This window comes from Segatella copri, from assembly GCF_003465495.1.
Lineage (GTDB): Bacteria > Bacteroidota > Bacteroidia > Bacteroidales > Bacteroidaceae > Prevotella > Prevotella copri_G.
Genome location: NZ_QSAV01000036.1, coordinates 1 through 26,145, shown reverse-complemented (window position 1 = coordinate 26,145; position 26,145 = coordinate 1). Strand labels below are relative to the sequence as shown.

At 46.3% G+C, this 26,145-nt stretch carries 20 protein-coding genes; 12 read left to right on the top strand and 8 right to left on the bottom strand.

Translation table 11 applies throughout. The annotated features are described in order from the left end of the window. The first annotated feature begins 74 nt into the window (after positions 1–74). From purD to DWV53_RS16400, 11 genes are all read left to right on the top strand, one after another. Positions 75–1,343: a phosphoribosylamine--glycine ligase gene (purD, locus tag DWV53_RS10965; RefSeq protein ID WP_117587961.1), complete on the top strand. Its 1,269-nt coding sequence runs from the start codon at positions 75–77 to the stop codon at positions 1,341–1,343. Positions 1,344–1,461: 118 nt separating this feature from the next. Then, positions 1,462–2,409, top strand: coding sequence for a hypothetical protein (locus tag DWV53_RS10960; RefSeq protein WP_147468780.1), 948 nt, complete (start codon positions 1,462–1,464; stop codon positions 2,407–2,409). Beyond that, positions 2,406–2,858, top strand: a complete 453-nt coding sequence (locus DWV53_RS16170) for a YqaA family protein (RefSeq protein WP_118153734.1) — start codon at positions 2,406–2,408, stop codon at positions 2,856–2,858. Before DWV53_RS10960 ends, DWV53_RS16170 begins: the two co-directional genes overlap by 4 nt. 77 nt (positions 2,859–2,935) lie before the next feature. Further along, complete coding sequence (locus tag DWV53_RS16165; RefSeq protein WP_181992472.1) at positions 2,936–3,739, top strand: metal ABC transporter solute-binding protein, Zn/Mn family; 804 nt, start codon at positions 2,936–2,938, stop codon at positions 3,737–3,739. A 13-nt stretch (positions 3,740–3,752) separates the two neighbouring features. Continuing rightward, positions 3,753–4,454, top strand: coding sequence for a metal ABC transporter ATP-binding protein (locus DWV53_RS10945; protein ID WP_006847739.1), 702 nt, complete (start codon positions 3,753–3,755; stop codon positions 4,452–4,454). Between the two features lie 167 nt (positions 4,455–4,621). After that, complete coding sequence (locus tag DWV53_RS10940) at positions 4,622–8,056, top strand: glycosyltransferase family 117 protein (RefSeq protein WP_022120807.1); 3,435 nt, start codon at positions 4,622–4,624, stop codon at positions 8,054–8,056. A 73-nt stretch (positions 8,057–8,129) separates the two neighbouring features. Continuing rightward, entirely contained in the window at positions 8,130–8,741 is a 612-nt protein-coding gene (locus DWV53_RS10935) for a polysaccharide deacetylase family protein (RefSeq protein ID WP_117694445.1), read from the top strand. A gap of 48 nt (positions 8,742–8,789) precedes the next feature. Continuing rightward, a complete protein-coding gene (locus tag DWV53_RS10930; protein ID WP_022120806.1) occupies positions 8,790–9,533 on the top strand; it encodes a hypothetical protein in 744 nt (247 codons plus the stop codon). A 476-nt stretch (positions 9,534–10,009) separates the two neighbouring features. Further along, the gene (locus DWV53_RS10925) at positions 10,010–10,294 is read left to right on the top strand and encodes a hypothetical protein (RefSeq protein ID WP_118153728.1); all 285 of its coding nucleotides are present in this window, start codon (positions 10,010–10,012) and stop codon (positions 10,292–10,294) included. A 482-nt stretch (positions 10,295–10,776) separates the two neighbouring features. Beyond that, positions 10,777–11,679 (top strand): Abi family protein, encoded by a 903-nt coding sequence (locus DWV53_RS10920; RefSeq protein ID WP_118153759.1) that lies wholly within the window; start codon positions 10,777–10,779, stop codon positions 11,677–11,679. Between the two features lie 89 nt (positions 11,680–11,768). After that, entirely contained in the window at positions 11,769–11,936 is a 168-nt protein-coding gene (locus DWV53_RS16400) for a topoisomerase DNA-binding C4 zinc finger domain-containing protein (RefSeq protein ID WP_118153756.1), read from the top strand. A 516-nt stretch (positions 11,937–12,452) separates the two neighbouring features. Here DWV53_RS16400 and DWV53_RS10910 read toward each other — a convergent pair. The 8 genes from DWV53_RS10910 to DWV53_RS10875 all read right to left on the bottom strand — a co-directional run bounded on the left by DWV53_RS10910 (position 12,453) and on the right by DWV53_RS10875 (position 25,518). After that, positions 12,453–17,303: a hypothetical protein gene (locus DWV53_RS10910; protein WP_147468779.1), complete on the bottom strand. Its 4,851-nt coding sequence runs from the start codon at positions 17,301–17,303 to the stop codon at positions 12,453–12,455. Between the two features lie 51 nt (positions 17,304–17,354). Beyond that, positions 17,355–18,803: a hypothetical protein gene (locus DWV53_RS10905; RefSeq protein WP_118153722.1), complete on the bottom strand. Its 1,449-nt coding sequence runs from the start codon at positions 18,801–18,803 to the stop codon at positions 17,355–17,357. A gap of 33 nt (positions 18,804–18,836) precedes the next feature. After that, positions 18,837–20,081 carry a hypothetical protein gene (locus DWV53_RS10900; protein ID WP_118153719.1) on the bottom strand — a complete coding sequence of 415 codons (1,245 nt, stop codon included), beginning with the start codon at positions 20,079–20,081 and terminating at the stop codon, positions 18,837–18,839. A 260-nt stretch (positions 20,082–20,341) separates the two neighbouring features. Continuing rightward, entirely contained in the window at positions 20,342–21,685 is a 1,344-nt protein-coding gene (locus DWV53_RS10895; RefSeq protein ID WP_147468778.1) for a hypothetical protein, read from the bottom strand. Between the two features lie 48 nt (positions 21,686–21,733). After that, a complete protein-coding gene (locus DWV53_RS10890) occupies positions 21,734–22,639 on the bottom strand; it encodes a hypothetical protein (protein ID WP_147468777.1) in 906 nt (301 codons plus the stop codon). A 10-nt stretch (positions 22,640–22,649) separates the two neighbouring features. Then, positions 22,650–24,017: a DUF4139 domain-containing protein gene (locus DWV53_RS10885; protein WP_147468776.1), complete on the bottom strand. Its 1,368-nt coding sequence runs from the start codon at positions 24,015–24,017 to the stop codon at positions 22,650–22,652. Between the two features lie 44 nt (positions 24,018–24,061). Then, complete coding sequence (locus DWV53_RS10880) at positions 24,062–24,595, bottom strand: DUF3575 domain-containing protein (RefSeq protein WP_118153707.1); 534 nt, start codon at positions 24,593–24,595, stop codon at positions 24,062–24,064. Between the two features lie 437 nt (positions 24,596–25,032). Continuing rightward, entirely contained in the window at positions 25,033–25,518 is a 486-nt protein-coding gene (locus DWV53_RS10875) for a hypothetical protein (RefSeq protein ID WP_118153704.1), read from the bottom strand. Positions 25,519–25,945: 427 nt separating this feature from the next. Here DWV53_RS10875 and DWV53_RS10870 point away from each other — a divergent pair. Further along, the coding region (locus tag DWV53_RS10870; protein ID WP_147468775.1) for a hypothetical protein at positions 25,946–26,145 on the top strand (200 nt) is incomplete at its 3' end.

The window sequence follows — 26,145 nt, the reverse complement described above, 5'->3', positions numbered from 1 at the left end:
TATCTAGGAGTAAACATCCCCCGGAAAAGGGGAGTTTACTTCTACATCAAATAACAAACAATAACTTACAGCAAATGAAAATTTTATTGTTAGGAGGCGGTGGCCGCGAGCACGCCTTAGCATGGAAAATCGCTCAGAGCGAGAAGTGTGAGAAACTCTTCATCGCTCCTGGTAATGCCGGTACTCAGAATGTCGGCGAGAACGTAGATATCAAGGCAGATGACTTTGAGGCGCTCAAGAACTTCACAGTAGAAAATGGCGTTGATATGGTGGTAGTTGGTCCGGAAGACCCATTGGTAAAGGGTGTTTACGATGACTTCAAGAACGATCCTCGCACCCAGAACATCCCTGTCATCGGTCCATCAAAGGCTGGCGCCGTATTGGAAGGCAGCAAGGACTTCGCCAAGAAGTTCATGAAGCGCCACAACATCCCTACTGCCCAGTATGAGACTTTCGACGGCGAGCACGTAGAGGAAGGCTTGAAATTCCTGGAGACACTGAAGGCTCCATACGTATTGAAGGCTGACGGTTTGTGCGCAGGTAAGGGCGTTCTCATCCTCCCTACCCTGGAAGAGGCTAAGAAAGAGTTCAAGGAGATGCTCGGCGGTATGTTCGGCAACGCTTCTGCACGCGTAGTCATCGAGGAGTTCCTCAGCGGCATTGAGTGCTCTGTATTCGTATTGACCGACGGCAAGAACTACAAGATTCTGCCTGAGGCTAAGGATTACAAGCGCATCGGCGAGCACGATACCGGTCTGAACACCGGTGGTATGGGTAGCGTTACCCCTGTACCATTCGCTACCAAGGAGTGGATGCAGAAGGTTGACGAGCGCATCATCCGTCCTACTGTAGAAGGACTTGCTGAGGAGAACATCGACTACAAGGGATTCATCTTCTTCGGATTGATTAATGTAGAAGGCGAGCCTATGGTCATCGAGTACAACTGCCGTATGGGTGATCCAGAGACTGAGAGCGTGATGCTCCGTCTGAAGAGCGACATCGTGGATCTCTTTGAGGGTGTAGCAGCAGGCGATTTGGACAAGCGCAGCATCGAGTTTGATGAGCGTGCAGCAGTCTGCGTGATGCTCGTAAGCGGCGGTTATCCAGAGGCTTACAAGAAGGGTTATCCTATCCAGGGCATCGACGATGTAGAAGGTTCGGTAGTATTCCACTCCGGTACAGCCATGAAGGATGGTCAGGTAGTAACCAACGGTGGTCGTGTCATCTGCGTAAGCAGCTACGGCAAGGACAAGGAAGAAGCCTTGAAGAAGAGCTTTGCTGAGGCACAGAAGATCCAGTTCACCGACAAGTACTTCCGTTCTGATATCGGACAGGACCTTTAGTTTTTTAATGTTGAATGTTGAATGTTGAATGTTGAATTGCCTAACGGACTCAAGGGCGCTAGCCTAATTCAACATTCAACACTTAACATTCAACATTCAACATTCAACATTGAATTAGATGTTAAGAAAGAAAACTTTTCAAAATAAAGTAGCGGCTAGCCGCTACTCTTTACCTATTACTGCAACCCTTGCCACGCTGGTTTGGGTTGCAGTAGGTTTATTGGTATCCAATATCTGGGTAGAATTTGCTTTCACAGCCATGTCTACCCTGCTGATGGTGGAACTGAACAACCGTAATGCCCTCATGCGTACCTACAGCCGAATGGTATCTTGCAGTTTTCTGGCATTAATGACGATGGCAGGACTCCCCCAACTCTCTTTAAAAAGCAGTATTGTGACGATGTGTTTCATCGCCTTTTATCTCATTATCTGGAATTGCTATCAGGATAAACGCTCAACAGGCTGGACTTTCTACGCCTTTGCCTGCATCGGTCTGGCATCGATGGTTTTCGTGCAGATAGGCTATTTCATGCCTATACTGTGGATCATGATGATGGTGTTTACCCTCTCGTTTAGCGTAAAGACATTCTTTGCATCCCTGGTAGGTCTCATCGTGCCCTATTGGTTTGCAGCCGGTTATTTCTTCTATACCGACAACATACAGGGTCTGGCAGACCACTTCTGCGAATTCATCAACTACAGCGAACTCTTTGATTATTCGCAGGTTACCGACCATCAGGTACTGGACCTGAGTTTCGTTACCCTGCTCACCATCATCGGTTCCATCCACTTCATACGCACCAGCTACGGCGATAAGATACGAACCCGCATGATCTACGAAACGTTTATCATGATATCGGTTGCCTGCATCATCTTCATCATCCTGCAACCTCGACATATACAGGAACTGGGCGGCATTCTGATTGTGAATACAGCACCGCTTATCGCCCATTTCATCACATTCACAAGAGGTAAGTTTACCAACATCTCCTTCATCCTGCTGCTCATCATGCTGGTACTTATCATGGCTTACAACATACTCGTACCAGAGAGCATATTACTATGAGTTGGATTATCAGTTTCTTAATCGACTGGGGCTATTGGGGCATGCTTGCTGCAGCTTTTCTGGCAGGTTCTTTCTTCCCATTCAGCAGCGAGGCAGTAATGGCAGGCTTGCAGACAGCTGGACTAGAGCCTCTCCCCCTCGTTATCTACGGTAGCATCGGCAATGTGCTTGGTTCCATGTTCAACTATGGTGTGGGCAGAATGGGTAAGATGGAATGGATAGAGAAATACCTGCATGTGAAGAAAAAAAGTCTGGATAAGGCTGAACGTTTCATGGCAGGCAGAGGCGCCTGGATGGGATTCTTCGCCTTTCTCCCACTATTGGGAAGTGCCATCACCATCGTTTTAGGCTTGACAAGAGCCAATATTCCGATTTCGATACTCAGTATCACCATCGGAAAAGTACTAAGATATGTTTTATTGGTCTATGGACTGAGTTTTATCGTTTAATTATGAAGAGATTTTTATACCTTATTATAATATGCGCCCTAATGGTTGGCTGCAAAAGCAACCAGCAAAAGGCTGGCATGGCTGAAAGTAATGCCAAGCCTACTGTAACCGTTACCATCCCTCCCTACCAATATTTCGTAGATAAGATTGCCGGAGACAAGGTAGATGTCAACGTAATGGTATCGAATGGTAACAATCCAGAGACTTACGAGCCATACGCCGAACAGATGATGGAACTTTCGAAGAGTGCCCTCTATCTGAAAGTGGGCAGCATCGGTTTCGAACAGACCTGGATGAAGAAACTGCAGGACAACGCTCCTGACATGAAGGTGATAGATACCTCCACAGGCATCACGCCTGCCAAGACTCCGGGTGGCAACATCGACCCACACGTATGGATGAGTTGCAGCAACGCCCGCATCATCTCCAGCAACATCTTCAAGGCACTCTGCAATCTGGAGCCGAAGAACAAGGCATTCTTTGAGAAGAACTATCTGTCGCTGCTGAAGATCATCGACAAGCGAGACAGCGTCATCAGAAAGAGTTTCAAGGATCATCCTGAGCTGGTTCGCAAGTTTGTGATCTATCACCCTATCCTCACCTACTTTGCCCGTGATTACCAGCTGGAGCAGCTTGCCATAGAGGAAGAAGGCAGGGAGCCTAGTGCCTCCCAGCTGAAAAGCCTCATAGAGAGAGCAAGAAAAGAAAAGATAAAATATTGCCTCATTCAGGCAGAATTTGCCAACCGCAACACCACAACCTTCATCAAGGAGAGCCACACCAAGCCAATGGATATTAATCCATTGCAGGGCGACTGGAACTGGGCGATGCAGGAAGCGGCAGCAGCGGTACAAGGCAAGAAAATCGTTGTTGGGAAGTAAAAACTAAAATAATATGACTCCAATCATAAAAATCGAGCATCTTTCTGCTGGCTATGAAGGCAAGGAGGTGCTCCACGACATCAACCTCACCGTCTACAAAGACGATTATCTTGGCATCATCGGTCCCAACGGTGGTGGCAAGACAACTCTCATGCGCCTCATCCTGGGACTGATGAAACCCACAGACGGCAGCATCCGCTTTTATAAAGACGGGGAGGAAGTAAGGGAAATCAGCATGGGATATCTGCCCCAATACAATCATCTCGACAAACAGTTCCCTATCTCCGTTTATGAAGTGGTACTCTCAGGACTCAGCAAGACCAAAAGTCTCTTTTCGAGATACACCCAGGCACAGCACCAGCAGGTTCTCGACTGTCTGGAACAGATGCAGCTCACGGAGTTGAAAGACCGCCATATCGCAGCCTTGAGTGGCGGACAACTGCAGCGAGTACTCCTCGCCCGCGCCATTGTTTCCAAACCCGATGTAGTGATACTGGATGAGCCCAACACCTACATCGACCGCCGTTTCCAGAAGCAGATGTACGAGATGCTGGAACAGATCAACCGGGAGTGCGCCATTATCATCGTAAGCCATGATGTAGCCGAAGTGCTCAATAACGTTAAGCACATCGCCTGCGTAAATCATCATCTCCACTACCACGATACGGCAGATATGCCGAGAGAGAAACTGGAAGAGCATTTCTTAAATGTATAGGCTTATTATATAATAATGCCTAAAAAACAGGTGCAAAAATCCATATTATCTCATCTTTTTATTATCTTTGCAACTGGAATGTGCCTTCCTTGAAAGGCACAGAGAAAGCATTCAGATACAGAGAAAGCATTCAGAAAGAAATATAATACATTAAAGTTTAAACAATAATGAAACAGTACAGATTAGTGGACAATATCTTCGGATGGGTCGCATTCATCATTGCGGCGTTCACTTATTGTTCCACAATTGAACCGACAGCCAGCTTCTGGGACTGTCCTGAGTTTATTACGACTGCTTACAAGCAGGAGATCGGTCACCCACCTGGGGCACCATTCTTCATGCTTTTAGGCAATTTCTTCACACATTTCGCCAGCGACACTACCCAGGTAGCCAAGATGGTAAATACGATGAGCGCCCTGCTGAGCGCCGTCTGTATCATGTTCCTCTTCTGGACCATCACCCACCTGGCTCGCCGACTCGTCATCAGCGACTGGAAAGAACTGACCACCAGTAAGCTGATTGCCATCGAGGCATCCGGTATGGTGGGCGCACTCATCTACACCTTCAGCGATACCTTCTGGTTCTCAGCTGTCGAGGGTGAGGTTTATGCGTTCTCTTCTGCCTTTACCGCTGTGGTATTCTGGCTGATATTGAAGTGGGAAGACCATGCTGACGAGCCTCATAGCGACCGTTGGCTTGTGCTCATCGCCTATATGACCGGTTTGAGTATCGGTGTCCACCTGCTCAACCTGCTCTGTATCCCAGCCATCGTATTGGTTTATTACTACAAGAAGGTGCCACATGCCAACCTCAAGGGTTCACTCCTGGCACTGTTCCTTTCATTCCTCGTAGTGGTAGCCGTACTGTATGGTGTGGTTCCAGGTATCATCACCGTAGGCGGCTGGTTCGAGCTGTTCTTTGTCAACACCCTCGGCTGTCCGTTCAATACCGGTGAAATCGTATATATCATCTGCCTCGTAGCCTCAGTCATCTGGGGTATCTACGAGACCTGTAATGCATCAGAGAAGAACGAGAAGAAGCAAAACATCGCCTTCGTTCTCGGTTTCGGCATGCTCGGCATCCCATTCTACGGATATGGCTGGACAGCTGCCATTACCGGCATCATCGTGCTGGTTATCCTCTGGTTTGTACTCGGCTACAAGCGCAAGCAGGAAGTAGTAACAGGTGTTGACGAATCTACAGGCATCGCCAAAAAGAAGATGCAGCTTCTGCCGCTCATTTCAGCACGCGTCAAGAATACAGCCTTGCTCTGCATGCTGATGCTGATGATTGGTTATTCCAGCTACGCACTCATCGTGATCCGTTCTTCCGCCAACCCTCCTATGGACCAGAACTCTCCTGAGGACATCTTTACCCTGGGAAGTTATCTGAGCCGCGACCAGTATGGCGACCGCCCTCTGTTCTATGGCCAGGCTTATACATCACAGGTAGCCCTCGAAGTAGACGGCAACATGTGCAAGCCTGTCATGAAAGAAGGTGCACCGGTTTACCAGCGCAAGGAGAAAGCTTCGGCTGATGAGAAGGACTCTTACTTCGTAGTAAGTCACAAGAATAAGTATATCTATGCCCAGAACATGCTCTTCCCTCGTATGTACAGTTCGGCTCATGCCCAGGCATACGAAGACTGGATGGGCGGTGTAGAAGGCACAGAGATTCCTTACGACCGCTGCGGAGAGAGTATGATGGTGAAGATGCCGTCACAGTTTGACAACATCCGCTTCTTCCTTTCCTATCAGTGCAACTTCATGTACTGGCGCTACTTCATGTGGAACTTTGCCGGCCGTCAGAACGACATCCAGGGCAATGGTGAGCCAGAGCACGGAAACTGGATTACCGGTTTCTCATTCATTGATGATTCACTCTATGGCGACCAGAGCAAATTGCCAGACGACCTGAAGGAGAACAAGGGCCACAATGTATTCTATTGCATGCCACTGATTCTCGGTCTCATCGGACTTTTCTGGCAGGCTTGGTATACCCGCAAGAAGAAGGTAATGAAGAACGGCAAGGAAGAGGAAGTACTCCTCCCTATCGGAATCCAGCAGTTCTGGATTGTATTCTTCCTGTTCTTCATGACAGGTCTTGCCATCGTCATCTACCTGAATCAGACACCTATGCAGCCACGTGAGCGTGACTATGCTTATGCCGGCTCATTCTATGCATACGCTATCTGGTGCGGTCTCGGCGTTCTCGCCATCATCGACATTCTGAAGCGCAAGATGAAGCTCAGCGGTACTGCCGTAACAGCCATCGTAGCAGTCATCACACTTCTCGTACCTATCCAGATGGCATCACAGACCTGGGACGATCACGACCGCTCAAACCGTTACACCTGCCGTGACTTCGGTCAGAACTACCTGATGTCACTCCAGGAGAAGGGCAACCCTATCATCTTTACCAATGGTGATAACGATACCTTCCCACTCTGGTACAACCAGGAGGTAGAAGGCGTAGGAACAGATGCCCGCGTATGTAACCTGAGCTACCTGCAGACCGACTGGTATATCGACCAGATGATGCGTCCTGCATACAACTCACCATCTGTGCCAATCACCTGGCCACGTCTCGACTTCTGTTCAGGTACCAACGAATATGTATCTGTTGAACCTGAGGCAAAGAAGCAGATTCTCGACTTCTACAAGCAGGATCCAGAGAATGCCAAGAAGCAGTTTGGTGCCGAACCGTTCGAGCTCAAGAACATCCTGAAGAACTGGGTACGCAGCAAGAACCCTGACATGCACTTCATCCCTACAGATACCCTCTATGTCACCATCGACAAGGAGGCTGTAAAGAAGAGCGGCATGATGATGGCATCAGATTCTATTCCAGATAAGATGGTCATCTCGCTTGCCGGCAAGAGCGCACTCTACAAGGGCGATCTCATGATGCTCGAGATGTTGGCACAGTGTAACTGGACCCGTCCGCTCTACGTAGCACTCACCGTAGGCGAAGAGAACTATATGAACCTGGGTGACAACTTCGTACAGGAGGGACTTGTGAACCGTATTACTCCGTTCACCACCAACAAGCCAGGTGCCAAGAACTTCGATACAGAGAAGGCTTATCACAACATCATGACCCGATTCAAGTTCGGCAACCTGAAGCAGAAGGGACTTTACATCGACGAGACAACCATGCGTATGTGTTATACCCACCGTCGCCTGCTCGCCCAGACAGCCCTCCAGCTCATCGCAGAAGGCAAGAAGCAGAAGGCTATCAACATTCTGAAGAAGGCTGATACCGAGATTCCTGCCTACAATGTTACGCTCGACTACATGAGCGGTGGCTTGGATATGGCTCGCGGCTGGCTGATGACCGGTCAGAAAGCCAAGGGCAAGGAATATATAGAAGCGGTATGGAAGAATGCTTCACAATACCTCAACTACTATCTCTCGCTGCCAAACGACCGTTTCCTCCAGGCAGAGCATGACTGCATCCGTCAGATCATGATCATGCAGAGCATCTGCGAGGCTGCCGGAATGGTGAGTCCACAGTTGGAGCAGAAGTATGAGAAGCAGCTCAACAACCTCTACCGTCTCTATCATGGCAGAGGTGGCAGAATGCCGGAAGGCAACCAGTAAAAAATAGAAAAAAGTTTGGTGTCGCGAAACACGACACCAAACTTTTCATTATTCATATAAACCTGTTTTATTCATGTTCATAGAGCAACCAGCCAAATGGCTCAGATGGTTATATCCAAAGGCCATCTGGAGAATGGACAAGAAAGACCATTCAGTCTATCTTACATTTGATGACGGTCCGATTCCAGAGTCAACTCCATTCATCTTAGAGACCCTGAGAAAGTACAATATCAAGGCTACTTTCTTTATGGTAGGCGAGAATGTATTGCGCAATCATGACCTCTACAACCAGATTGTGGCAGAGGGTCATCAGGTAGGCAACCATACATTCAATCATATCGGTGCCTTCAAGCACCGTGTCATCTCCTACGTGCTCAACACCAATAAGGCGAACGATATCATCCATGCCCATCTCTTCCGTCCACCTCACGGCTGGATGCGACCAAGTGAGTATTGGTGGCTGCACCGCACTTACAAGGTCATCATGTGGGACGTGGTGACGCGCGACTATTCCAAATGGATGACGGCAGAAGATGTGGTGAACAATGTGAAACGGTATGCCCGCAATGGCAGCATCATCACCTTCCACGACTCGCTGAAGAGCATTGAAAAGCTGAAGACAGCGCTCCCTCAGGCCATAGAATGGCTCATGGAACAGGGGTATGAATTTAAGACATTTGAATAAGAAGCTGTTATTTCCAAACAGGAACAGCCCAATAAACACAGACTAGAAATGAGCAAAAGAATCAACAGTTATCAGGCAGTAGCTGCATTTGTAAGAGGTTTCTTCGAAGCTTACGCACGTGGCATCATCGATGCTACCATCGAAGGCAATGACTTCAGCAAGAAGAACGACCCGAAACAGATCAAGCAGATGATGCTGGAGCACTATGGCGAGGTAAACCAATACTTCTTCGACATCATGTTCTCTACCCTCGTACGCCTCAACTACAAGACTGCCGAGGAAGCCAACGAGCGCATGAAGAAGAACTTCGACAGCATGAAACAGGCTGACCCGACCTTTGAGCCAACCATGCTCGACTACTTGCGCATAGCCTGCAAATCGAACCAGCTTTACAAGGCGATGGAATCAGAATACAAGCGTAACTTCACCTGGCTACTTCAGGGCAAGTTTACCACTCTTGAAGAGCATGTACGCGATTATACCCACGGCATTCTCATCAGTCTCGCCGATGAGCCGATGGCCATCCATCTCCTGGTCCGCATCATCGTGAAGGCATACGCAGCCGGACTGAAGTGTGGCAGCAAGGAGGGCGAACAGCACCAGCTCCACATGCCTACCCTTCACGGCATGTTGCTGAACAATGTCAACATCCTGCTCAACGAGACTCCGCTCAAGAGCAGCACCGAAGATCCTGTTGCCCTCTTCAAGGAGGCATGCAAGAATGAAGAAGAAAACATCAACGTTCTTTTCAACACATTAAACGATGCGATGAAAGAACTGGCAGAAGAATAAGAGAAAAGCATCATTGATGACGAGCACAGCACCAGATTCGAGAACCTTATCTATCGTGCCCTGCCAAGTGGCTTGATTACAGAATCCAAGGCTCATGAAAAGGGTTTGATAGAAGGCCGTGCACTACACTATACTACATCGCTAAAAGTTGCCAAAATGACTAAGCAGACAGGACACTATACAAAAGAAAATGGTCTTGCAGAAAATAGTATCCAAAAGTTATTGTTGCAATTGGCTCATAATGCAGGAAGTACGGGATTCAAACGTTAAGACGTTTATGAGGGACTACAACATGTTTTTCCATCAAGTTTAACTCTGGACGAAAAGAATCCGAATAATCGGATACCATTTCATCTTTCTTATATTTTTCGCGCACTTATAAACATTTTCTCAATTTTTATCAGAAAACTCTTGCAGGTATGAAAATAAAATTGTAACTTTGCTGATGCAATAGAAATATTAATAACATTGGGATTATGAAGCAGGTAGAAGAAAGATATATCAGTTTTGAAGCCAGCAAGATGGCATATCGTGATATCAAGAATTCGATTGATACCGCCAAGCGAGAAGGTAAAGAAGAGGGCCTGGCTGAAGGCATGGAGAAGGGGCTGGCTGAAGGCATGAAAAAAGGCATGGAGAAGGGCATGAACAAGCGAAGCCTTGAGATTGCCAGAAAGATGCTGGCAAATGGTATGGATGCTGCCACGGTGATGGAAATAACAGGATTGTCGGAGAGTCAGTTACAGCAGCTGAAAGGATAAGTTATTCAAAAGTGTACGAGTTCGTACACAATTTGAATTGGACACATATTAGGTGACTGTTGTCTGTGGTTTTTAATATTGATATCAATGTTCTGAGCCCATAGCTCATGTAGACGGTACCGCTTCCTGCGCTGTATCAGAAACCATGGTCATCGCAAAATTCGGTGATAATGCCATCAAGGTTGCCGTAAAATAAACTTCGTAGATTCTAAAATATAAAGAGTTTGGTGCCCAGGAATTGGTGCGTCAAACTCTTTTTTGAATGGTAATTCCCATTTCTTCTTTCTTGTTTTGTAAGCAGAACATGGTTTTACAGCTCGTTTTTATACTATTAAACATAAATATTCACTTTTGCGAGATTTTTCTTGCGGAAAATTTTGTGATTTCAATAATTATTCGTATCTTTGCAGCGTCAGTCCTCGCCAAGCCTCTTAACAATGCTCAAATCGTGCGAGGCGTTTTTTATTTATACACATTTGAATATGGCAAATCTTGTACCTTTTACAAAACGATTTGAATCTTCAGAAAATCTCGTTAATTTGCTTGAATCACGAGGTTTACAGATTTATGATAGGAACAAAGCCATACAGTACATTGACAATATTGGTTATTACAGATTGTCTGCTTATATGTATCCTTTGTTGAAGATGCCCAAGACAGCACATTTATACAAGGAAGGTTCATCCTTCAAGAAAGTGATGATGCTTTATCGTTTTGATAAGAAACTGAGACTACTCATGTTCAATGAGATAGAAAAGATTGAAATTGCTATCAGACGGGCAGTAATGCAAATAACAGCAGATATGACGGGCAATCCTTTTTGGCTTACTGACTCTTCTTATTTCTTGGATAGTTCCAGATTTAATGAAACAATGCGGGCTATATCCAAGGAATACAGCAAATCCAAGGAGGAGTTTGTTCTTCATTTCAAGCGAACCTATTCTGAGCCATATCCACCATCGTGGATTTTAGGCGAGTTGCTTACTATTGGAAATGTCAATGCTATTTATCGTAACATCAAACAAAATCGCATACGCAAACGCATAGCTAAACGTTTTGGTTTGCCTATCAATGTGTTTGAGTCATGGCTTACAGTTATTGCTGTTACTCGAAATGCCTGTGGTCATCATTCAAGAGTATGGAACAAACAGAATGCTATTCAGCCAGCGATTCCAAATAGTCCTGAAAGAGAATGGATAACGCTACCAACAGATTCCATGCGTGCTTACTTCGATCTGTGCATCATCAAGTACTTTCTTAATGTTATATCCCCCAATAATGATATGCAATCTAAAATAACATGGTTGTTCATTCGGTTTCCCGAAATTGACTTAAAAGCTCTCGGCTTTCCGCAGGGATGGCAAATGGAACCATTATGGAGGTAATTTCAAGTAAAATAGTCTTTTTGCCCCGATATATAAAACTATAGGCTTATGGTACATGTCGGTATTACACATTAGCAGATAAGGAAGAAATTAGACAGCACAAGCAGAATGTTAAAGATAGGCAATATAGAGCAAAGAGTTTAATAAGGCAAGGTGTTTGCCCACAATGTGGTGGTCAGTTAGTTTTACGCAATGGAAGATATGGCTCTTTTTATGGGTGTTCGAACTTTCCTAAATGCAAGTTTACACTAAATTAATGAGTGGGTAGTATATTAAGTTACACCCTCTTATGCTGTTTCCGAGTCTTTGGTTATCGCCAAGGTGGGTAAGGATTCTATCAAGATGGCGATGAAATAAGGATTGTGCATCGCTCTGCACCTACCGTAAATTTATAAAAGTAAGGGGAAGAAGGCGAGTAACGTAAATTGCTCACTTTTTCCCTTTTTTTGTATACTTTTCTGAGAATCATTAAAAAAATCGTATACATTGTGAAAATTAAGTATTTTCACGACTCTTGCATATGTCGAAAATAAAGAGTAATTTAGCACTCAAAATTAAATGTACTGAGTCCACTTGAAAAAGTCCTGAATCATATTTTTGTCTTTGTAACTTATTGACAATCAATGACACGTTTCGTAAAAATGACTTTTTCAAGTGGACTCAATATATGATTCTTTGAATCTTTTGATTTTCAAATAAAAATCCCTGCCAGCTTTCACAAGCTGGCAGGGATAATTATAAGTAAAAGATGTAATTCGCTATTCTGATTTCACTTAGAAAATCATCTTATAGTCCTTGCTGCTACCATCTGTCAATTCTATGTGTATGATTTGAATGCCTGTGGCTATGCTCGCCTTTAAACACCCTGAACCATTTCCCTGTACCCTGCTGATGATTCTGCCATTCAGGTCTATGACCTTAACGCTCTTGAGCTGACCGCTGGCAGATTGCACGAGGACAGAAGAACCTTCCTGAACAATACTGATGCGCTGATCAGTATCGACAGATGTCACATCTGTACTTCCATAACGGCTTCTGATAACAAATCTGCCTAACGAGGTCTCGGCATCCGCAATAATGATAGGAGAATCGAGTGAATAATCGGCACCCGAAAGCATATCATGGAGAACATATCCGCTTATATCAACACCCTGAATAGGTTTTACCTCGATACGGATGCTATCTTTTTGCAACAGATAGATTCCTAAAGATGTAGCGCCAGTCATCGGAAGGATATCGTAAGCCTGACTCTGCTGAATACCAAATACCTTCAAAGGTGACTTCACTTCACTATCCAGAAGAGTTGGAACCAATACAGAGTTCTTGAAAGAAGAACCGGCAGAAACATCATAAGCAGTTTCTGAATTCTCCATCACCAGCATAGCTGCTGATTTTCTTCGCGTCTTCAGGCTTTCCACACACACTTTCAGTCCCTTGGCTTCAGCAGGTTTACTTTCCTCAGTAGCTTTCTTGCTTCCACCAATCATTTCTGGGGTGAGCAGCAGGGTGATTTGCTTACTCGCCTCATCATTTGTGGTAACATAGAATGCCTGCATTGGGGCGATGGTGGTGGCGTTGCCCGTAGAAGCGACCTTGCTTACAGTTTGCTCTTCCATGCCTCCCGATTCATTCTCTACTTCCACCTTCACGCTGCTCACGTTCCCATTCGCCTCCAGGAACTTCTGGATATTCAGTCGGCTCATGAATGGGTTGCCCAGCAAGAAGGTCTGCGTAGGAATATCCGATTTCAGCGTAATCTGATACTCGCTCTGCCCTACGAACACCGTGCGGTTCTCCGTCACTTCCTTGCCTTCCGACAGATACTTATAATCCATCGTCAAGTCGCCCGGAGAATCCTGTTCGTAGATGAAGCGGTTTATCTTATTTGCATCTTTCGTCACTGTTTCACTAGCCACTTTCTCCTGATCGTAATCCACGAAGTAACTATATTCTTTATGCGCCTTAGGCAGGCGGATACTGAACTTATTGGTAGCCGGCAGATTGCCGTTGTCTATCCACATAGAGAAGCCTTCACCCATGCCGTAAGGCTTAGCCACGGCATTGAAGTTGTGCGACCAGGTGGCCTCGTTCACGGCAAGCGTTTCATCCGTCAAAACCGGATTTCCCTTGCTGTTTAGCGAATAAATCTTACCCGGATGCGCAGCCGCCCAGAGGCGCTGGTAGATGCTCGGGTTGAAGCGCTGTTCCTTCCAGTTTTCTTCGTTCAGATCCTCGAAGTATTTCGCCTTCGTGGTGTCGGCAGGCATGAACATATCGCCCGTGTACATCTGCTTGAGCGGTGCACTCAGCAGATAGTAATGGTTCGGCTTCTGCTCCAGTTCTACCCATGCCTTGCGATAGTTGAGCGATGGCACGTTATCCACCGCCGAACGGGGTTCGAAGAAGATATCCTTGCAGCAGTAGTCGGCTGGCTTCTCTGGCGTGCCCAGCACTGGGAAGTTATCGGCATCCGACGAGATGATGGCGTTGGTGCAGCAGTAAGGCGAACCGTCGCTCCAGTTGTCCCATTTGTTCCATTCATTGGTAGATGCACTCGGAAGCCATCGGGTCTGTAATGGATGAACCTGATATACTACAGAAGAGAGTGGCGTCCAGCTGCCGTCGAAGAAGGTGAGCTGATATTCGCCCGGCTCCTTGGTGATATAAGAATATTTAATATTGTTCTTGGTGTCTGATGTAGAATGCAGAGACACGATGCCATTATCTCCCGCATTCTTATCACCGAAGTAAAGATGATAATCTACTCCGGTCAATCCGGTAGCAGTTACGACAATCTTATCTCCTACGCATACATTGTTGACAACGATATCGTCTACACCATCTACGCACGAGTTGTTGTCCTTACAGTCAGGAATACCATCATTATCAATATCACCACGTGTCACGAGTCCGTAGAATTTCTGCACATCCAATGCGCCTACAATTTTGCCTAAAGTAAATCGCACCTCGTCATACGCTTTCTTTGGCTGAAGGAAGAGGATATTCTTATCGCCATAACCCGCTACTTTAGCGGAAATCACGTCCCAGTCGGTAAATTTATCTCCCGTAGAATTACCTTCTTTGAAGGTTTCTACCGTTAGCCAGTCTCCTACGTTTACGGCTGCCAGGAAAGTCTTGTTGTCAATGACAATTCCCAACTGATGATGATAGTCGAGTGTTCTACCCATCTTTACGGCGAATGTTTGACCAACTCCCAGACTTACCGTATTGGCAACCGCCATATAGGTATTCAAGTCATCATCCACCAGATAACCTAAGTTATCATCTACAGTAGCCACACTCACCGCTCCGCCAAATTTGGTTTCATTAGCATTGATGGTAGTATGTGAATGATTATGCGACATCACCATACTGCTACATGCAAGTGGCGAAGAACAGTCATCGGAAGCCTCCTCGATAAAGGCATAGTAGATACGGAGTTTAGAACCGCCCAGATTGATTGCACCCGAATACCAGAGTTGGAACTCGTCCATCTGGGTTGGCTTTCCATTCTTGTCAATGGAAGGCACCTCGATGGAATATCTCACTTTCTGCACTTTCTCTGAACCTATCAGGTCGGCACTGATGGCATTGTTCTCGTCTATCAGATGGCGATATATTTCCTCGCCGTCATGATAGCATCTTATATGCAAGAACTCCAGTGCATGCAGGTTCAGCACCGTTCCCGTGGCTTCTACCACGAATCCGATGCGCTTAGGCTTCGCTCGCTTCACGGCATCTTCCTGTTCCTCGTTCAGATATCTGCCGGCAGCATCATATATCAGACTATCCTTTTCTGTTCTTTTGATACCGATGATGCCCAGGTCGTTGAACACGTTGAGACCGCTGATGTATTCTGCATACGAAGTATCATCCTTGTTGAGAATATTCTGAGGATTTTGGAGGTCGGAAATGGAAATTAGCGAACCTGAGGTAGCGTGCTTGTCGGTGGAGAGAGCATAGACGGCTTTTTCAGTATCGTTGGCAAGTGGTTTGCCGCAAGTTGTATTTCCATCATTAAAACCACCTACGGTAATGGTGGTTTCATCATAACATCCGTCCTGAGCCGTGGCCCTGAAGGTATATTTACCAGGTCCCAGATTGGTAACTTGACCAGCAGAGGTAACCTTTACAGGTGTGGTGGCAAGAATATCGTTATTTTTCAAATCCCATGCATTCACCAGCTTCCATGTTACGCTCACCTTGGGGTTGGAGCGAAGGTTGAAGGAAGTCTGCGATGGGCAGACATTGCTGCTGATGGTAGGGTTGATGGGACACCGGTGGGATACATCTGGAGCCATTCTTACGAATCCGTAATGGATACCCATGGCGCCCACGTTGACTCCGAGCACCGTGAGGAATCTGATTTCGCATCCCGAAAACGGCACCTTTGCCTTGATGCTCACCGTTCCGTCGCCAATCTGCACCAGCGAGAGGTTGAGCACCTGGGCAGAAATGGTCTCTTCCTGCACCTTGTTTCCCTTGTGGTCGAAGAGCAGCACGTTAATCCATGTACCCGCCGTGAGGCTCAGCACAGCATCCATCTTGTATTTGAAGCCTGCCTCCATACCCGCCTCGAATGCTTCGCCTTGCGGGTTCTTGTCGTTCTTCATCATAAACTTGGCTCCTCCCTGGTAACCCACGTTAAGAAGAGGGACGATGGTGGCGAAATTGTCCAAATTATCATCTGTCATCTTCTTTATATCGTCGTCCAGGAAAGGCAGGGGGATGCCGAGGAGAATAGGGCGCCAGCCTTTCATCTCTTTGAGCGACACCTGCTTGTCGCCCTCGGAATATTCGTTGTATTTTTTGATGCCTCCATCGGTGATGGTAAACTCCGTAGATTCGCCCACGAAGGCATATTTGATTTTCAGAATATTCGCCACTTCTGCCTGGATACCGCCCGAGCAGTCGAGACTGATTTCATCGAAGAGCCAGTCGCTTTCTGCCGTCAACATAGCGCAGATGTTGTCGGAACCCGGTATCTGGAGCAGCTTCAGTGTTACTCCCGAACCATCCTGTCCTTCTCTCACCGCCTTTACGCCCTGCAGCTTGCCGTCGCGATAGAATCCGATGGAGAAAGCCTTGATTACATCGAGGCTGAGCACGCTGCTGCCCGAACCTGCTACGATGGTATAGCCTGCCACCGTGCCCTTGGAGTAGTAATTGTCCATATCTCTTACGCTCACAATCGGGTCAACGGTTACACCTGCTCTTACCACTGAGTTTACCTGTGCATAGTTGTCGAGTGAATCGTCGGTAAGGGCGCCCATATCCTTTGCCCAGCTGCCTACGCCTACCACACCAATCAATTTGTTAATGGTGCACGATTCGCCTGTAAGGGCACGGCGGTTGCGCAGTTCACGGAATGTCATGTTGTAATATTTGGGGTGATTGTTGAACTCCACAAAATGGTCTTGGTGCTTGTCGTCTGGCAGATCAACCCAGTTGTTGGTCCAGATGGGTTTCTTGCAGTTCTTGAACGAGTCTCTAACGGCAGCACTCTCGAAATAGGGACTGGTGTTGTCACCCTTGGGTTGTGCCGCCTGGATAGAGGCGGGCACAGCCATCAGGAATGCCAACAAAAATGATATGAAAGTTTTATATATAAAATGCAGTTTCATTGTCTGTTTGATTTTAAAACATAGCATAACGTCTTGATAATTCTCTTGATCTTAATCGAGCAAATGTCTGGAGTCTGTAAGTTTTCCTTGATCAGTGTATGTGAAGACATATTTATGGTTTCGCCTCAGATAGAAGAGGTTACTGACTCCATCTACCACGATAACGCCCGTAGCTGCTTCAGAAGACATCATATCCTTTGCCTTTATCTGATAGTTGTGGGCGTGAGGATAGGCATCGAAGCCTATTCTCACGGCAAGATGGGTCTTGCCTGGCAGCACAAATGCCTTGAGCACCACTTCCTCGCCTTCACCCGGGAAGGGGGCATAGGCAATGGCGGTATAGGAGCCTCCCTTTTCTGAATACTTTTTGATAGGTTCCCCACCCTGCTTAAAACCGTCGTAGCTGGTAAGAGGCATCTGGGTAAGCACGTTGTCGGCAAGTAGGCAATACCATTGCGTCTGCGCTGTAATGCTGTGATGGGCGGCATGAGTGATATGAACCTCCACTTCTGCCATGCCTCTATAGAGTGTTCCTACAAGCGGCGTAGGGGTGTTGTTCCCCAGATTTTCCTTCTGGTAATCAGCAGAAGAGATGATTGGATTTTGGGTGGCATCTCCCTTCTGGTAGAGGATGCCATAGAAGAGCTGCGGCACCGTGATGAGCTGGCGGCTCAAGCAATCTACATGATGCAGTAAGAGACCTTTTTTTTTCAGATATTCAAGCCAGTTGTTGGGTGTGTCGGTTTTGTCACCATCGACCAGGTAACTCGCAAACGTGGCCTTGAACTCCTGAAATGTAGTACCTTTTTTTAAATTGAGCATTCCCGTGGTAACCACATTGTTTTCCTCATACTGCGGATAGGGCGATTTCTCCTGGCTATTGTAAGCGAGGGCAATGATGCGATATTCGTAGCCCCTGCTGATGCCGAAGGTGTCCTTTACCACATAGTGCATGTGGGGATTTCCCGAAAGATAATCGTCTTTCTTGCCGTCTTCTAACGTGGGTTTCCAGTTAATCACCCTGTCGTTGGTAGGGTCGTACTCGAAGCCCTGGATATCGTTGACTGCAGCATCATAGGTTGCAGTTTTTTCTCCATTGTTCTGAACTCTTCGTCGAAAAGCTATCAGCCTTACGGCATCGACGTTGTCGGTCTCGGTATATCCGTCGTCCTCGCCTATTGTGCCCGACGAGGAAGAGGATCCTGCACCAGGAGGAGCTACACGGGTGTTTCTGCCATCTTGCTTGGCATTGCCATCGCTGCCGCTTAATCCGCCCAGAGTGATGGTGATGGGAACAGTCGTAATCTCGTCGTCCTTTTCTGAAGGCTGATCCATCCCTGCATCTCCATTGCTGCCATCTGGATAAGGTGGCAGATCGGCATCGCTGCTGCATCCCGCGGCTAGTGCGAGGAGGAAGCAAACCCCTACCGCCATGCCTATCCTGATGGCGTTCATCTTGATGGAGCTTATCTTACAGATGCTAAATCTTGATTTCTGCATATTCTATTTCCGTTTTATGCTGTTTTGTAACGTTTATTCTGTTTCAAATACATGTTTTTTTTCGAAGGCTGGTTCTATCTCAACCTTCACGTCGGTCATCACCGGCTCGTAATACTCCTTCAGGTCGTATGGCTGGTTCACGGTCTTGCTCTTGGCGCCCAGGCAATACAGGTGGTTTGCCTCGATAGGGAATTTGAACTTGTCGCCAGTGGTTGTAGACTTCCTGATATTGTCGTACCTGTGGTGCGTGCCATCCGTGTAATGCAGATAGAAGGTGGTCTCGTTCTCTGCCGAGTTCTTGCTTTTCTGCATTTTTTCCTCTGGTGTAGGCATCATGAAGTTGCTTATCATGTAGCTGTTTGCCTTCCATCCTTTCTGGGAGTCTTCAGCTCGCTTGAATATGTTCTCTTTAGCATCTACGGTCCATCCGTTTGAGGGGGTGAGGTCGATGGTGCCCAACGTCTGATAAGTCAACGGTTCAGCATCTGCTGGTGCCTGCTTCTGCCTTATCAGCGTTTCGGGGCTGATGCCGGTGGCTACAACGGATAGAGAGGTGGGCGTGAAGGGAACGGTGCTCACGTCTCCTGCTGCATTCGACTCCACCTGTGCCGGGATGTTTTCTACGTAAATCATCAGGCCAGCCACGTTACGGCTGGCGGTCAGCGTGCGGTGGAAGTATTTCGTATCTTCCGTTACGAGAACGGGGGCTTTCTCTTGGGTATTCTCGTCTTGCAGGATGCCAGAAAACAGCTCTGTGGTATTGAGGATACCGACTTTGGCGCTGTTTTTTGCCTGCTCGGTGAGGGCGATTCTTGCGTCCTCCAGTTTCGTTACGTTTTCAGTGAATTTGGGTTCTGTAAGTACTTTGTTCGTTGCGTATTTATCATCTCTGCCTATGGCTAGAAACTGGTAGTAGTAGCCGTTCTGCAGATAGGGTTCGAAGGTGTATAGATGCTGCTCGGGCATGTTCTGGTGCTCGGCAGAATAGTAGGGTTCTCTATTGTTGAATGCGTCAACGGAATAGTAACCATTCTTGGCTGCTTCCGTTTCAATAGGGATGCAATAGGTATATGCTTCTTCTGAGGTGCCCTTCTTGTCTTCGGGGCATCTGAAGACGTAGATTCTCATATCATTCACCTGCTGTGCTCCATCCCACGTATCAAGTTCTCGTGAGCCGGTAACAACACCTGCGCTTACACCCACTCTCATGTCCAACTTCACGGCATGCGATCCGTCGGCGAGGGTATCAGGCGCATCATTGCTTGCACTACAGCTCATTAGGAGACTGGCTGCGAGGATTATATTTAAACTGTTTTTTATAGATTTTCTCATCATATTCGCCTATTCGATTTCAATGTTTGCCTATTCGATTTCAATGTTCGCCTATTCGATTTGAATGGGAATTACGTATAAAATGAATGATAAATTAAATATTGTGATGTTGGGATAGTAAGGGATGCGAGTGCCTATAGCGGGCACTGTGCATCCCTTGGATATATTTTTCTTAATACTGCCTATATTATGAGCACGTAGTAAGATTAATCACCCAGCTCCATCTTGTGGATAGCCTCCCAGTTGTCGTTCACCTTCAAGATGAGGTTCTGAGATTTGGTCAAGTCTTCTGGCTCGTCTTTACCTGGATCTGGAGTTGGTTTTGGATCTGGATCTGGATCTGGAGTTGGATTACTTGGATCTGGAGTTGTTGTTGTACCAGTTGAAGTCTTCACACCCAAGTTGTACATGTGGTTACGAACCACGTTGAAGATAGAAGCACTTTCGTCTATAGCTCCCTTTGTGTCATCCTTATTTACATCTAATTCTGGGATAGAAACGGTCCATTTCTTGATGATAGTTTCATGTTCATCCAAGAGCTGAAGCTCCATGGTGCTCTTCTCATGTGTCAAAGCAAATGGAATGACGAAGTTGCTTCCGAATACAGAACCCTTCACAACCTGAGTCTTTACATCATCAGGGCGCTTCCAGCTGGCATCTTGAGCATTCAGCACACCATCACCGTTTTCATCAAGTTGAGGGAACCATTTCTTCAAATCGATAGAGTAGAGCACATAACCATTGTCGCCGTTAGAGAACTTATCTGTTGTAGCAAGTGCTGCACCTGTTGATGTAGAACCATTAACGTAATACTTGATAGTGCTGCCAGTTGCTCCATTAGCTGTGAATGAGCTGTTGAAGTTGTCGAAAGTCAACTTATCATTCTTATCTCTTACTACGAGACGAAGGGTTGCGGCAGTTTTTTCACCAACTTTGGCTGGGATGTTACTGAAATAACCGAAGCTACCAGCTACCTGACGATGCAAGGTTACTGCTACGCCATTCTTCTCACCAGAAGTAAAGTTGGTAATATTCTTATCAACTCCGATTTTAAGATCTGCATCACCAGCGAATACCTCCTCTGCATCTTTTTTGCCTTCCTTCAAGGTTGCAGTAATGTCACTGTAAGTTTTACCAGTAAGGCTTGCACCTGTTACATCCAAAGAATAGGTGTAGTCACTGTTTTCGCTGTAACCTACAGCCATAACCTTGTAGCTACCACCCTCCAGTCTTTTATCCCCCTTGTAAGTAAGAGTATGCTGGCGACCATGATTGTCATACTTATCACTCTTTGTCCAATCCAACTGTTCGTCTTTGACAATAGCATTTGTTTTGGTGTTGTAAATCAACACGCGAACATGCTGGATAGTCTGCAAAGCCTCTGAAGAATACAATGGGCGGCCGGCACGTGTGCTCAAGCCATCACCACTACTTGCTACCTGCAATACAATCTGCTGTACTGCCTCATTCTGACCCACTGTGCTAACCACAGCGTCGTCACTGCTACATGCGCTGAACAGCAAGCTGCTTGCTGCAAGCGCTAAAAACATACCTTTTTTCATAAATTATAAATTTAAAAATTGAGTATAAATTAATTATCAATCCAATATCATGCCGTGAATTTCCTCCCAGTTGTCGTTCACCTTCATATAGATGGTGAAGCGATTGCGTTTGGAATCGTACACATATCTCAGCACCGTAATCTTGTTGCGCTCCATGCTTACCTCCACGTCATCAGGTGACAACACAGATGAATTGCCGCCTTCGCCACTATTCTTATAGAAATTGACATCCACCACTGACTCATCCTTCTGGAAAGAAGGAGCCAGGAAAATAGAGGTCTTAGTCTTGGCACCAGCTTTAATTTCCGATTCTTGAAAGACGCTGGTCTCTTCAGAATATTGGAAACTTGGATTTACTATTCCATAGAGATCGCTTACTTCAGTATCCATCAGATGATACCCGGCAGGAAGATTCTCTGTCCATATAACCAGTTTACCCTTGGTGCGCTCCATCTCGCTGGTATAGCAATAATGGTTTTCATCATATACGAGGGTATCGCAAACCTGATAAACATCATCGCCCTGACTGTGCTCCGGATGTAGCAACAGTTCGTTTTTATCCAGATTGAGTTCGCCTCGCTTCTTCATACCTCCCCATACCGTAAAGACGTATTTTCCGAAAGGCATGTCGGGGTCGAAGCTTACAGGATAAGTTAATCCATCACCCTCTACTTCGAAACTTTTTTCTTCTACGATAACCTGCTGTGTGCCGTCGTCGTTGAGTCGGCTCAGACGATAGGAAAGAGACGGAACGAATGACCTAAATGGCTGATTCTCATCTCGTTTCTCTTCGGGTGCAGTCTGGTCGACATTGAAATAATTCTTGTCTTTCACCTCGATGTTGATACGCAGAGGAGGACATTGGTCCAAATCTTCACGGACGCACGAGGTAAATGATATAGCCAGTGCCATGCCATATATGATAACTTTTAATCTTGTCATACGCTGTGCTTTATTCTGATAGTGCCTTTGGGCTATTCTTAGTCTCTTCTGCCTTCTGGCGGTTCAATATCTCTTCAGCCTCATCCACCTTGCCTTCGTTCTCGAGTAGGATGGCAAGATTGTTGGCTGCAATCTTCGACATAGGGTAATATTTCAAAGTCGTCTCATATACCTGCTTCTGCTTTTCTGCGCTCTCTGCAATCTGTGCCACATGCAGGAACTCATCTTCGCTGAAGGCATCTGGGCGGAGCTCGTACATCTGCAGCATTTCTTCATCGGTGGTGAAGTTCTTGATGATGTATGTGTAGGTGTATTCCACGCTACGGCTCTTCTGCAGATACTTCTTCTTGATGCTGTTCCAGATAGGCAGGCGGCGGATATAGCGCTCCTGCACATCATCGTTGAAGTTGGCATATCGGGTCAGGATGTTCTTCACCATCGTGCTGTCGGCATCGCCGGCGGCCACCATCGCATCCAATACTGGCTGCCATCCTTCAGGGCGTGAACCGATACGGGCTATCTTCTTCACCTTGTCGCCATTCTCTATGTGCGCAAGCAGCCACTTCAGGGCTGAGTTGGCACGGTTGCGGGAAAGTGGGGTGTTAAACTTCAGCGGGCCGTCGGCTGACGCCAGACCATAGATGCCCAAAGAAGTGAGGGTAGCGAGGCTGTCGCTGAGCACTGGAGCTATATCGCTCAACATGTGGTCGAGCTCAGCCTGGTTGTTGCTCATCTTGAGATTGATATCATATTTATTGATAACAAACTCAAGTCGTGCCACGCCCTTCCCTTCTCTTATCTTCGGCTTGATCTCGAAGGTATGCATCATCCAGTTGAGGTGCAGTTGCTTCTTGATTTCCGGACGGAACACATCGGCTATCTTGGTATGGCTGATGGCACGGCATTCGCCGCATCCGTCGGCAGAAGCCACTGCCACGAGGCTTCCCTTATGGAAGTTTGCAGGCAGGGTGATGGTGTCGTTATATAACACGGACAAATCTACTTTGGTATTCGTAACTCTCTGTGCAATAGAATCGTATGGGTCAGCAATGCTGTCGAGTACCCATTTACGTTCCATCTTCCTTCTGTAGATAGGCGCATCCAGCACTATAGGCTTGTATTTAGCCACTATGCTGTCGCTGTCTGTCAATACAGGTATTACGAAGAGACGGCTTCTCTTCGAGAAATAATGCTTCGGGATATGAACCTGAAGGTTGAGTGCAGCCTGATTGCTGCTATCTGGCATGAGCATAAAGGAATCGGGAGTACATGTAATCTTTTTGTCGCTTGCCATGCTCTGGTTGCTGCATGAAGACATAGCCACTATCAGGGCTAATCCTGCGCCAACAATAGCCAGATATACTATTTTGAGTTTCATTCTATCATCCATAATGATCTTTGTGATTAAATGATGCACTTATTTTAAAAGATATAGATTAATGATAGTGCAGCCTTGGTAGGACCGATATAGTTCTCGTTCTTCTTTTCCTGGCACTTGATGCAGGGCAAGTTAGGGCTTTGCTTGTACCAGAGGTGGGCGTATCCCACACCGATGGCTGCCTCCAGGTTCCAGTGAGGGGATAAAATCCAGTCGTAACCGTATGTTACGCCTCCGCCAGCCAAGTAGCCATCGTAGAGCTTGCTGCCAAAACCTCCGTAGAATTGAGCACCATGCAGGTGGATACCAACAAAATGTCCTTCGTACTTTTCGCACAGCCAGTATTTCATTTCTGGCTGCACCAAGAGAAGGTGCATCTTCTTGTCTTCCCTGAATGTCCAGGGGTTGTATGCAACATCTGCTTCCAGGGTTACCTGGTTGCTGATTGCCTTTTCTACGCCCATATTGAGTGTGGTTGTCGCCCAGTAGAGTCCGTTCGTCTTCAGGGCGAAATCTTGTGAGTAACCTACTGTCTTAATTCCCAAAATAAAAAACAGCAAAACTGCTATCCTTTTCATTTATCACTTACTATTTAACTATTTGTCCTGAATATTACTGTTGCTTTGTTGTTAACCAATATAAACCTATTATGACTTATTAAATGGTCCTCAACATTATGTCAACTAATCCCCTTGTATATTACTTGGAGACTGATTTCTGGTTGCAAAAGTATATAATTCATGTAGATTCTGCAAATCACCCCCCATTTAAACATGTTTTAACATAAATAAATGTATTTTTAGCTAAATGACAGTTAAATTGAGGTGACGAGTAGATAAGGGACGGATGTTATCACAGAAGCAGTAGGTAGTGAACCTACTTATCAGATGGCGGTAGAGGAAGTGGCTTTTAATTATTAATAAGTTACAAAGGAAAAAAGCACCCCCTTCCAGCCAGTTTTCACCAGCAGGAAGGCGGCGCCTTAATGGTTCTGATTCAATCTAAAAAAGTGAAATCAGTATTTTCCTATCTCATCCTGGGCTTTCTTCAAAGCGCGGATTCTTTCCTCCTTCTCTACTCGCTTCTTCACTTCCTTCTCTATCATGTCCTCTAAGATCTGGTCGAGAGGACGGGAGAAAGGATGCCAACCGTAATCGGCGTTCTCCTTCGTGTGACAGAACAACACCGTGCCAATACCCATCCATACCTTCAGGCGAACCTCCTCGCTAGCATAATGGGTGAAAATCCAATTGGTAAAACGAACAAACTCGGAGAGCAACATATGCTCGCCCTTGTTCAAATGAGTAAAGAAACTGCGAGTCAGATGAAACGCTTTCTTGATGTCACTCTTCTTCAACACCCAGGCACGCATGCCTTCGGTCAACTCATGATAAGTCGCCTTCTCTGAATAAATGTGCTTGGCAGACTTCACTAACCGGTTTGACAACTTGTCGAAACGCTGCTCAGCAGTCTTCGACGAAATCTCAGCCGCGAGCTTCAACTTCTCATCGGCAGAAAGAAGGAATTTCTTTTTTCCATTCCTAAAACTTTTAAATTAAATTAACAATTAAATTATTTATTTTTACCACAATGTGGTAATTTTCGATTTCTCTATCGCCCTTTTGTCGTATCTTTGCTGACAGTTACCGATTGGTGAACAGCGGGGTGAACACTTGCCCCAAGCATTCACCTTTTCGGCTCAGGGGTGAACCCTAGTAAAAAGAACTTTGTATATACAGCGCATGCTAGAAATATAAGAGTCTCTATTATAATGGGTTATATAGTGTTTTTAACACATTATTAACGCTAAAGGTTGGCATCAGGGTTCACCCTTCACCGACTTCATCGCCAAGTGTTCACCCACACTCTTTCTTAGAGAACGTTGGAAACGACTGAATAGTATATAACAACAACAATTTTAAAACGAAATGGAAAAAGAATCAAACACCAACTGTATGGAAGGGACAGCTACGATGCCATCGTACTTCCCTTGTATCAAATCTTCGGAGAGCCATCCACTCGCCGATTGGTTGTATCTCAAGAGCGTGATTACCTCTAGTCCTGAGCTACGAATGATGACCGAGACATACCGCAAGCGCCTCGCCATCAGCAAGCAGTTTGCCGACCA